Below are 10,704 nucleotides of genomic sequence, written 5' to 3'. Positions count from 1 at the left end.
TCCCCCACCCCCGGCCAAAAGAAAAGCCGGCACCGGCCTGGGCAGGCAGACCGGTACCGGCCCGGCGGAACGGCCGACCGCCCGCGGGTGACGGCCCGCGTCAGCCGCCCGCCAGCTCGTAGGCCTTCGCGGGCGAGAAGGAGCCCGCAGGGCCGTCGCAGCCGTCGAGCTCACCCGGCAGCTTGACCCACAGGTAGGCGTCGATCAGCCGGTTGCCGGTGGCCGCCGTCGGGTTCTGGCCGACGCGCCGCCCCGGCGGGTCGCACCATTCGCCGCCCAGCGGCCCGTTGCCGTTGCGGCTGGTGTCGATGACCGCCCGCAGGTCGGGGTCGCCGAGCTGGGCGAGGACCGCCTGGACGAAGGCGTTCTCGTCGGCCGTGGTGCGGTAGTTGGAGACGTTGGAGTAGATGCCGTCGCCGCTCCGCAGGATGCCCGCCTCCCGCAGCGTCGCCGCCATGGTGGCGGGGGAGTGCCACGCGGAGTGGCCGGCGTCGAAGTAGACCCTGGCCTCGGGGCTGGCCGCGTGGATGAGGTCGGCCGCGTCGGCCAGCGCGTTGAACCGTTCGGCGCGCTGGGCCGGGTTGAGGCAGGTGGTGAGGGCCAGCGAGTCCGGTTCGAGGATGATGACGGACTGGCCGTCGCCGAGGCCGGCCGCGAAGTCCTCGGCCCAGTCGAGGTAGGCCGTGAAGGTGGGGGCGCCGCCGGCCGAGGCGCCGCCGCAGTCCCGGTTGGGGATCATGTACGAGACGAGCACCGGCACCTCGCCGGCGGCCGCGGCGGCCGAGGTGACGGCGGCGACGTCCTGGGTCACGGTCGCCGGCCGGTAGTTGGAGAACCAGACGGCCTGCGGTTGGCTGGCGATCCGCTGGGCGATCAGTGGCTGGCGGGGGTCGTTCGGGTTCTGGGCGACCCAGCTGTGCACGTTCGCCGGGTAGTTGTGGAACACGGCGTCGTCGGGCAGCTCGGCGGCCGCGACGCCGGGGGCGGCGTCCGCGGCCTGCGCGGGGGCGAGCTGACCCGAGGTCAGCAGCAGCCCGCCGAGGGCCGCCGCCACCGCGGTCAACGCGGCTCGTGGGGTGCGCACTATGGCTCGTTCCTCTCCGGAAGAGGGGTACGGTCGTGGGGGTGTGGGAGCGCTCCCAGTGCCGCCGAAGATAGCCGCTCGACGCTGCGGAGTAAACCGTCGGGACAGGGCCGCCGCGGGTGCTCCCGCACCCGCGGCGGCTCGCGGTCAGGCGTCGGCGGTGAGCCGGACGTCCGGGATCGAGTCGAGCAGCGCGGCCCACTCCGGGTAGGTGGCCAGCTTCTTCTGGTGCATCGCCACCAGCGTGGCGGCCAGTTCCGGGTCCTCGTCGTCGGACATCCGGATCGCCGAGAGGCGCGACAGGTGCGGCACGATCTCGAAGTCGCCCTTGAGATGGACCGGGTCGTACAGGTACCGGTCGAGCGACTCCAGGTCCGCGATGCCCGCGAGATAGGTGTGGGTGAACCCGTCGGCGGGGTCGCCGAGGTCCCGGCCGACGGTCGAGAACGAGACCGACTCGACGCTCGCCGTGCGGCGCATCGCCGCCAGCACGGCCGCCCGCTGCTCGTCGGTGGTCCCGTCCTTGAAGCTGAATCGCAGGATGTTGACGATCACGCGTCTCCTCCAGGTTTCGTGGTCCGCGTTGAACTTGCTGGTTCAGAATAGCGGACTGCTTGGTAGGAGGCGGGCGTGCGCTCCCCGGCTCGGGGGTGGACGGGGGAGTGGGCCGTGCCGCGCCGCCTCAGCGCAGCCGCGCCGCCTTGAGCGCCATGTGCAGCAGCAGCCGGTCCTCGCCTTCGGCGAGATCGAGGCCGGTGAGGTGGGCGATCCTGGAGAGCCGGTAGTAGAGGGTCTGCCGGTGGATGCCGAGGGCCGCCGCGGCGCGCGCGGCCTGGCCTGCGTGGTCGAGGAACGCCTCGGCGGTTCGGGCGAGTTCACGGTGCTCGGCGCGGAGCAGCGGGCGGACCGCCGGGTCGGGGGGCACGTCGGCCAGCGCCGACAGCAGCCGGTAGGGGCCGAGTTCGCGCCAGTCGGCCACGCCGCCGAACCGGTCCTCCGCGGCGGCGACCCGGGCGGCGGCCAGCGCCTCGGGCCAGGCGCCGGCCAGCTCGGCGACCCCGCGCCGCACGGACCCGATGCCGGCGGACGTGCCGTGCGACGCCCGGTTCATCAGGTTCATGGCGACGGCGCGGGCCGTGCGCGGTCGTACCAGGACGGCCAGCGCCTGCCGCGGCTGACCCTCGTCCGCCACCGTGGCCCGCACCCCGCGTGACCGGCGCGCGGCGGCCGCGTGCGTGGGTCCTCCGGGCCGGGGCCGGCGGGCCCCGGCCGACTGTCCCTCGGTCCTCTCCTGCCCTCCGGCCGAAGGGTCCGACGGCGTGTCGTCGGTGTCCGGGCCCGGCTCGCCCTCGTCGTCGGCTCGTCCGGCCGGCGCCGGGGGGCCGGTGGTGTCGGCGGCGCGCCGGCCGGGGCGCCGGGCCTCGCCGGCCGTGGGCCGGGCGGTGGCCGAGCCGCCGGCGGGCAACAGGCAGAGGGCCAGGGCGCCGGGGGCCACCGCGGGGTCGGCCGGGGGGTCCTGCCGCCACGGCAGGACCGCGGCCACCGTCAGCGGGCCCTCGGCCGCCGGGCCGAGGGCCATGGCCAACTCGGCGGCGAGTTCCGGCCTGGCCGGGTCGCCGGGGTCCGCGGTCAGCACGGCGCGCAGCAGCGCCCCCACCCGCGCGCCCGCCCGCGTCTCCGCCGCCAGCAGGGCGCCTATCGGCGCCGCGGCCGCTATCGCGGCGGCCAGCCGGGGGTCGTCGAGCGGCGTGCCGCCCTCGTCGAGCAGCCAGATGTAGCCCTCGACGACACCCCCGTGCCGGACCGGCAGGCAGATCCGGCCGGTGAGCACCCCGGCCGCCGGGTCAGGGGGGATCCGGACCGGCCCGGTGGCCCGGGTGATGCCGAAACTCTCGAACCACCGCCGCACCGCCACCGTGGACCGCCTGCGCAGGATCGACCGCGTCCTGATCGGGTCCATCACCCGGTCGTCCTCGCTGTCGTGGACGCCGTACGCGATCAGCCCGAAGTCCCGGCTCTCCAGGGTCGCCGGGGTCCCGAGCAGCGTCGAGACCTCGTCGACCAGGTCCTGATACTCCGTCCGCACGCCTCGCCGTCACCTTTCCTGTTGCGTCCGCCGCGTCGTGTCGTGTCCGGTCGCGTCGGGCGGGGGCCTCCGCCGACCATTCTGGTACAGCGGTCATACACATGTCTGAGATCCCGGACATGGCCGCCGGACAGCTGTCGATGGCGAGTGATCCGGGCGTTCCCTACCTTCACGGGTAAGCCGCACCCTCCGGCTCGTCTTCGCCGACTCTTTACGTGGAGGTGCCCGTGCTGGGACCCGTCCTACTCGCGGCGGCACGCAGCGACACCGTCCGGCGGCTCGTCTCGGGGGCGCCCGTCACCCGCGGGGTCGTGGCGCGCTTCGTCCCCGGTGAGCGGCTGGAGACGGCGCTGGACGCCGCCGCGGGACTGCTGGCCGACGGCCTGGAGGTGACGTTCGATCACCTGGGCGAGGACGTCACCGACGTCGCCAGCGCGCTGCGCAGCCGGGACGCCTGCCTGGCGCTCGTCGAGGCGCTGGCCGGCGAGGACCTCGGCACCCGGGCCGAGGTCTCGGTGAAGCTGTCCGCCCTCGGCCAGGCGCTGCCCGGCGGTCACGACCTGGCGCTGCGCCATGTGCTGCCGGTGGTGGAGGCCGCGGCGGCGGCCGGCACCACGGTCACCCTGGACATGGAGGACCACACCACCACCGACTCGACGCTGGCGATCCTGGCCGAGTTGCGCGAGCGGTTCCCCGAGACGGGCGCGGCGGTGCAGTCGTACCTGTTCCGCACCGAGAAGGACTGCCAGACGCTGGCGGCCTCGGGGGCCAGGGTGCGCCTGGTCAAGGGGGCGTACCGGGAGCCGGCGTCCGTGGCGTACCAGCACCGGGCCGAGGTGGACCGGGCCTACGTCAGGTGCCTGCGGACCCTGTTGGCCGGCGAGGGCTACCCCATGGTCGCCACCCACGACCCGCGTCTGGTCGCCGTCGCGCAGGCGCTCGCCGCGCGCCTCGGCCGCCGACCCGGCTCCTACGAGTTCCAGATGCTCTACGGGATCCGACCGGTCGAGCAGCGCCGGCTGGCGGCCGAGGGACACCGGATGCGGGTCTACCTGCCCTACGGCACCGACTGGTACGGCTACTTCATGCGCCGGCTCGCCGAGCGCCCGGCGAACCTCGCCTTCTTCGCCCGCTCGCTGGCCGGGCGCCGCTGACCCGCGCCCCGACACGCTGACCGACCCACCCGCGACCACGTGAGAAGGAGTGTCCAGGTCATGGACGGAGTGACCCAGGTACCCATGCCGGCGAACGAGCCCGTGCACAGCTACGCCCCCGGATCCGCCGAGCGCGCCCGCCTCGAACGCAAGCTCAAGGAGCTCGCCGACAACCCGGTGGAGCTGCCCATGACCATCGGGGGCGTGCGCCGGATGGGCGGCGGCGAGCGGTTCGACGTCGTGCAGCCGCACAACCACCGGGCCAGGCTCGGCACGGCGGCGCACGCCACCCGGCAGGACGCCCAGGACGCGGTCGACGCCGCGCTGGCCGCGGCCCCCGGGTGGCGGTCGCTCTCCTTCGACGACCGGGCCGCCGTCTTCCTCAAGGCCGCCGAACTGCTGTCGGGGCCCTGGCGGGAGACCATCGCCGCCTCGACCATGCTCGGCCAGTCCAAGACGATCCAGCAGGCGGAGATCGACGCGCCCTGCGAGCTGATCGACTTCTGGCGGTTCAACGTGCACTTCGCCCGCGAGATTCTGGCCGAGCAGCCGCCGGTGCAGCCCAAGGGCGTGTGGAACCGGATGGACTTCCGGCCGCTGGAGGGCTTCGTCTACGCGATCACCCCGTTCAACTTCACCGCGATCGCCGGCAACCTGCCCACCGCCCCGGCCCTGATGGGCAACGTGGTGGTGTGGAAGCCGTCGCCGACCCAGACGCACTCGGCGGTGCTGCTGATGCGGCTGCTCGAGGAGGCGGGGCTGCCACCCGGGGTCGTCAACCTGGTGACCGGCGACGGCCGGGAGGTGTCCGAGGTGGCGCTGCCCCACCCCGACCTGGCGGGCATCCACTTCACCGGCTCGACCACGACGTTCCGCTACCTGTGGCAGCAGGTCGGCGCGCACATCGAGCGGTACCGCAACTACCCGCGGATCGTCGGCGAGACCGGCGGCAAGGACTTCATCGTGGCCCACCCGACCGCCGACCCGGCGGTGCTGCGGACCGCGATCACCCGGGGCGCCTTCGAGTACCAGGGACAGAAGTGCTCGGCGGCCTCCCGCGCGTATGTGCCGCGCTCGCTGTGGGAGGGCGGGCTGCGGGACGAGCTCGTCGCGGAGACCGAGGGCCTGACGATGGGCGACCCGAGCGACCTGTCGAACTTCATGGCCGCGGTCATCGACGAGCGCGCCTTCGCCAAGAGCAAGGCGGCCATCGACCGGGCCAGGACCGACCCGTCCTGCGAGATCGTCGCGGGCGGCACCTACGACGACTCGGTCGGCTACTTCGTCAGGCCGACGGTCTTGACCTGCTCCGACCCGGACAACGAGGTGTTCTCGACCGAGTACTTCGGCCCGATCATCGCCGTCCACGTCTACGAGGACGACACCTTCGACACCATGCTCGAACAGATGGAGTCGGTGGCGGCCTACGCGCTGACCGGGGCCGTGCTGGCCGGGGACCGGGCGGTGGCGGCCAGGGCCAGCGAGCGGCTGCGGTACGCGGCGGGCAACTTCTACCTCAACGACAAGCCCACGGGGTCGGTCGTCGGCCAGCAGCCCTTCGGCGGGGCGCGGGCCTCCGGCACCAACGACAAGGCGGGCTCCAAGTTCAACCTGCTGCGGTGGACCTCGCCGCGGGTGATCAAGGAGACCCAGGTGCCACCGACCGACTACCGCTATCCGCACATGGGCTGAGCCCTCGGAAGGGCGCGGGGGAACCGGATCGGGTGATTCGTGTCTCACATACTAGGACGGTCAAGTATTTGGCGAGACAACACTGTGGATCACCGCTACTTTTGTGGAGGCTCGCAGGCCGGGCAGCGTCGCCCGGCCGCTCCACACCCCCGCGCCTGGAGCTGATCCCATGGACGCAACGCTGCCCATGACCACCGTCACCCGCCCGCGCTCGGCCGACGACTCGGCCCTGACCAGGGCCCGCGCCGCGGCCCGGGCCGCCAGGGACACCACCCGCCGTCGCGCGGCCGTCGCGCTCCAGCGCGCCCTGGACCGCCGGGACAACGGCGCCGAGTTCGACGAGGACTGAGTCGCGCCCAGCCGTCCGGATGATGGACGAGGTGGTGTCAGACCGTGGGACGGCGTTAGGGTCCTCCCATGGCTCGCAGTATCGATCTCGCGGTGATTCCCGGTGACGGCATCGGTCCCGAAGTGGTGGACCAGGGGCTCAAGGTCCTGACCGCCGTCCTGCCCGGCGACGTCAAGCTGGAGACCACCACCTACGACCTCGGCGCCAAGCGGTGGCACGCCACCGGCGAGACGCTGCCGGACGCGGAGCTCGAGCGGCTGAAGGCCCACGACGCGATCCTGCTCGGCGCCATCGGTGACCCCACGGTGCCGTCCGGGGTGCTGGAGCGGGGGCTGCTGCTCAAGCTGCGCTTCGTGTTCGACCACTATGTGAACCTGCGTCCCAGCAAGCTGTTCCCCAACACCCCGACCCCACTGGCCGGCCGCCCCGACATCGACTTCGTCGTCGTCCGCGAGGGCACCGAGGGCCTCTACGTCGGCAACGGTGGCTCGGTGCGCACCGGCACCCCCGCCGAGATCGCCAACGAGGTGAGCGTCAACACCGCCTACGGCGTGGAGCGGGTCGTCCGGGACGCGTTCGAGCGGGCCGCCGCCCGGCCGCGCAAGAAGCTCACCCTGGTCCACAAGACCAACGTGCTGGTGCACGCCGGCCACCTGTGGCAGCGCACCGTGGACCGGGTCGCCCAGGAGTACCCGCAGGTCAGCACCGACTACCTGCACGTCGACGCGGCGACCATCTTCCTGGTCACCCAGCCCGAGCGGTTCGACGTGATCGTCACGGACAACCTCTTCGGCGACATCCTCACCGACCTGGCCGCGGCCGTCACCGGCGGCATCGGCCTCGCCGCCTCGGGCAACATCAACCCGACCGGCGCCTTCCCCTCGATGTTCGAGCCGGTCCACGGCTCCGCGCCGGACATCGCGGGCACCGGCAAGGCCGACCCGACGGCCACCGTGCTCTCCGTCGCCCTGCTGCTGCGCCACCTCGGCCACGAGGCGGAGGCCGCCCGCGTCGAGGAGGCGGTCACCGCCGACCTCGCCGAGCGCGACGCCGCCGCCCCGCGCTCCACCGACGCGATCGGCGACGCGCTCGCGGCCCGAGTATCCGGCTGACGACGCCGGCACTCCGCCCCATCCCCACCAGGCCGCCGGCACGCCCGGCGGCCTGGGAAACTCTGCCGCCGGCTGCCACCATCACCCCAGGACCGCCCCCCGTGCGCATGCCGCCGCACCTCGCGCCATAATCGACCGCACACCGGTCATCTCATACGCGGGGCCGTCGCGCATCCGGATGCTCGGACGTCCTAGTACCCATCCGGCGCGGGCTCGCGGTCCGCCCACCCGATACGTGAAGGACTCGCTCACCATGACGACCCCCATCACCTTCGACCTCAAGCCCTCCACCCAGCCGCTCTCCGAGGCCGAGCGCGCCGCCGCGACGGCCGAGCCGGGCTTCGGCCGGTACTTCACCGACCACATGGTCACCATCCGCTACACCGAGGGCCGCGGCTGGCACGACGCCACCCTCCAGCCGTACGCCCCGATCCCGCTCGACCCGGCGACCATGGCGCTGCACTACGGGCAGGAGATCTTCGAGGGCCTCAAGGCCTACCGGCAGCCCGACGGCTCGGTCGTCACCTTCCGCCCCGACGCCAACGCCCGCCGCTTCCAGCGCTCGGCCAGGCGGCTCGGCATGCCCGAGCTACCGGTCGAGACCTTCGTCGAGGCCATCGACGTGCTGGTCGCGCAGGACGCGGCCTGGGTGCCGAGCGGCGCCGGTCAGACGCTCTACCTGCGGCCCTTCATGTTCGCCACCGAGGTGGGCCTCGGCATCAACCGGCCGGCCAACGAGTACCTCTTCATGGTGATCGCCTCGCCGGCCGGCGACTACTTCGCCGGCGGCGTGAAGCCCGTCTCCGTCTGGCTGTCCAACGAGTACGTGCGCGCCGCCCCCGGCGGCACCGGCGAGGCCAAGTGCGCGGGCAACTACGCGGCCGCCTTCCTCGCCCAGGCCGAGGCGGTCCGGCACGGCTGCGACCAGGTGGTCTGGCTGGACGCGGTGGAGCGCCGCTTCGTCGAGGAGATGGGCTCCTCCAACCTCTACTTCGTGCGGGGGAGCGGCCCCGACGCGCGGATCTACACGCCCGAGCTCACCGGTACCCTGCTGCCCGGCATCACCCGCGACTCGCTGCTGACCATCGCCGCCGACCTCGGCTACCCGACCGAGGAGTTCCGGATCACCGTGGACGACTGGCGGCGGGAGAGCGAGAGCGGCGCCATCACCGAGGTCTTCGCCTGCGGCACCGCCTCGGTGATCACCCCGGTCGGCTCGGTCAGGTCGAGCGAGGGCGCCTGGACCATCGCCGACGGGCAGGCCGGCCAGATCACCCTGGGACTGCGCGAGGCCCTGGTGGACATCCAGACCGGGCGCGCCGAGGACCGGCACGGCTGGCTGCACCGCGTCGCCTAGCCGCCGCGTCCGGATCCTGAGACAGCGGGTGGCACGGGCGTCCGCCTGTGCCACACTCGCTGCCATGCTCTCGTTCGCCAGCATTATTGGCAGCTAGCGCGCCGGTCACCCAAGTCCCCGACCCGCGCGCAGACCTCTCGCATCCGCGAGGGGTCTTTTCGTTTTCCGGCACACTTGACCGTAGAGGGTTCGACAGGAGTTCCGTACCACCATGACCAGCAAGGACGAGCCGGGCACCCAGGCCCCGGGCGACGGCTTCCACGTCTTCGACACCACCCTGCGGGACGGCGCCCAGCGGGAGGGCATCACGCTCACCGTCGCCGACAAGCTGACCATCGCCCGGCACCTCGACGACTTCGGCGTCGGCTTCATCGAGGGCGGGTGGCCGGGGGCCAACCCCAGGGACACCGAGTTCTTCCAGCGGGCCCGCGCCGAGATCCCGTTCCGGCACGCCGAGCTGGTCGCCTTCGGCTCCACCCGCAGGGCGGGCGTGGCCGTGGCGGACGACCCGCAGGTGCGGGCGCTGCTCGACTCCGAGGCCCCGGTGGTCACGCTCGTCGCCAAGGCCCACGACCGGCACGTCGAGCTGGCGCTGCGCACCACGCTGGCCGAGAACCTGGCCATGATCGAGGACACCGTCAGCCACCTGCGTGCCCACGGCCGCCGGGTCTTCGTCGACTGCGAGCACTTCTTCGACGGCTACGCCGCCAACCCCGACTACGCGCTCGACGTCGTGCGCACCGCCCACCGGGCCGGCGCCGACGTGGTGGTGCTCTGCGACACCAACGGCGGCATGCTCCCCGCGCGGGTGCAGGCCGTGGTGCGCACCGTGGTGACCGACACCGGCGCCCGGATCGGCATCCACGCCCAGGACGACACCGGCTGCGCGGTGGCCAACACGCTGGCCGCCGTGGACGGCGGCGCCACCCATGTGCAGTGCACGGCCAACGGCTACGGCGAGCGGGTCGGCAACGCCAACCTCTTCCCGGTGGTCGCGGCCCTGGAGCTCAAGTACGACCGGCGGGTGCTGCCGCCCGGCTCGCTCACCGAGATGACCCGCATCTCGCACGCGATCGCGGAGGTCGTCAACCTCACCCCGGCCACCCACCAGCCCTACGTCGGCGTCTCCGCCTTCGCGCACAAGGGCGGGCTGCACGCCTCGGCGATCAAGGTGGACCCAGACCTCTACCAGCACATCGACCCCGAGCTCGTGGGCAACTCGATGCGGATGCTGGTCTCCGACATGGCGGGCCGGGCCTCCGTCGAGCTCAAGGGCCGGGAGCTCGGCTACGACCTGGCGGGGGACCGTGAGCTCGTCGGCCGGATCGTCGACCGGGTCAAGGCCCAGGAGCTCAAGGGCTTCAGCTACGAGGCGGCCGACGCCTCCTTCGAGCTGCTGCTGCGCGAGGAGGCCGACGGCGGCCCGCAGCGCTTTTTCCGGCTGGAGTCGTGGCGCACCATCACCGACCAGCGCGCGCTCTCCGGCACGGAGGCCGCCGGGACCGTGGAGACCGTGGAGAACGAGGCCACCGTCAAGCTGTGGGCCAAGGGCGAGCGGATCGTCGCCACCGGCGAGGGCAACGGTCCGGTGCACGCGCTCGACCAGGCGCTGCGCGCCGGCCTGGAGCGGACCTTCCCCGAGCTGGCCAGGCTCCAGCTGGTGGACTACAAGGTCCGCATCCTGGAGGGCAGGCAGGGCACCCAGTCCACCACCCGGGTGCTGATCACCACCAGCGACGGCACCGCCGAGTGGTCCACGGTGGGCGTCGCGGACAACGTCATCGCCGCCTCCTGGCAGGCGCTCGACGACGCCTACACCTACGGGCTGCTGCGCGCCGGGGTGCGCCCCAACGAGTGAGCCGGGCGGTCG

9 protein-coding genes are annotated in these 10,704 nt (G+C 73.0%); 6 read left to right on the top strand and 3 right to left on the bottom strand.

Annotated features, from left to right (window positions below; genetic code table 11):
* Positions 1 to 100 precede the first annotated feature (100 nt).
* The 3 genes from RNC47_RS30465 to RNC47_RS30455 all read right to left on the bottom strand — a co-directional run bounded on the left by RNC47_RS30465 (position 101) and on the right by RNC47_RS30455 (position 3,170).
* On the bottom strand, positions 101 to 1,084 hold the full coding sequence (locus RNC47_RS30465) for a glycoside hydrolase family 6 protein (RefSeq protein ID WP_311603364.1): 984 nt from the start codon (positions 1,082 to 1,084) through the stop codon (positions 101 to 103).
* A 147-nt stretch (positions 1,085 to 1,231) separates the two neighbouring features.
* A complete protein-coding gene (locus RNC47_RS30460) occupies positions 1,232 to 1,639 on the bottom strand; it encodes a Dabb family protein (RefSeq protein WP_311603362.1) in 408 nt (135 codons plus the stop codon).
* 127 nt (positions 1,640 to 1,766) lie between these two features.
* Positions 1,767 to 3,170: a helix-turn-helix domain-containing protein gene (locus tag RNC47_RS30455; RefSeq protein ID WP_311603361.1), complete on the bottom strand. Its 1,404-nt coding sequence runs from the start codon at positions 3,168 to 3,170 to the stop codon at positions 1,767 to 1,769.
* 227 nt (positions 3,171 to 3,397) lie between these two features.
* Between RNC47_RS30455 and RNC47_RS30450 the strand changes: the two genes are divergently transcribed.
* From RNC47_RS30450 to cimA, 6 genes are all read left to right on the top strand, one after another.
* On the top strand, positions 3,398 to 4,324 hold the full coding sequence (locus RNC47_RS30450; RefSeq protein WP_311603355.1) for a proline dehydrogenase family protein: 927 nt from the start codon (positions 3,398 to 3,400) through the stop codon (positions 4,322 to 4,324).
* 60 nt (positions 4,325 to 4,384) lie between these two features.
* On the top strand, positions 4,385 to 6,016 hold the full coding sequence (gene pruA, locus RNC47_RS30445; RefSeq protein ID WP_311603353.1) for an L-glutamate gamma-semialdehyde dehydrogenase: 1,632 nt from the start codon (positions 4,385 to 4,387) through the stop codon (positions 6,014 to 6,016).
* 169 nt (positions 6,017 to 6,185) lie between these two features.
* Positions 6,186 to 6,365, top strand: a complete 180-nt coding sequence (locus RNC47_RS30440) for a hypothetical protein (protein WP_311603369.1) — start codon at positions 6,186 to 6,188, stop codon at positions 6,363 to 6,365.
* 68 nt (positions 6,366 to 6,433) lie between these two features.
* Positions 6,434 to 7,477 carry a 3-isopropylmalate dehydrogenase gene (locus tag RNC47_RS30435; RefSeq protein WP_311603352.1) on the top strand — a complete coding sequence of 348 codons (1,044 nt, stop codon included), beginning with the start codon at positions 6,434 to 6,436 and terminating at the stop codon, positions 7,475 to 7,477.
* A 253-nt stretch (positions 7,478 to 7,730) separates the two neighbouring features.
* Positions 7,731 to 8,834 carry a branched-chain amino acid aminotransferase gene (locus RNC47_RS30430; RefSeq protein ID WP_311603351.1) on the top strand — a complete coding sequence of 368 codons (1,104 nt, stop codon included), beginning with the start codon at positions 7,731 to 7,733 and terminating at the stop codon, positions 8,832 to 8,834.
* Between the two features lie 211 nt (positions 8,835 to 9,045).
* The gene (gene cimA, locus RNC47_RS30425) at positions 9,046 to 10,692 is read left to right on the top strand and encodes a citramalate synthase (protein ID WP_311603349.1); all 1,647 of its coding nucleotides are present in this window, start codon (positions 9,046 to 9,048) and stop codon (positions 10,690 to 10,692) included.
* Positions 10,693 to 10,704: the final 12 nt, after the last annotated feature.

This window comes from Streptomyces millisiae (assembly GCF_031845425.1).
GTDB lineage: Bacteria > Actinomycetota > Actinomycetes > Streptomycetales > Streptomycetaceae > Streptomyces > Streptomyces millisiae.
This window is presented reverse-complemented; position numbering and strand designations above follow the sequence as displayed.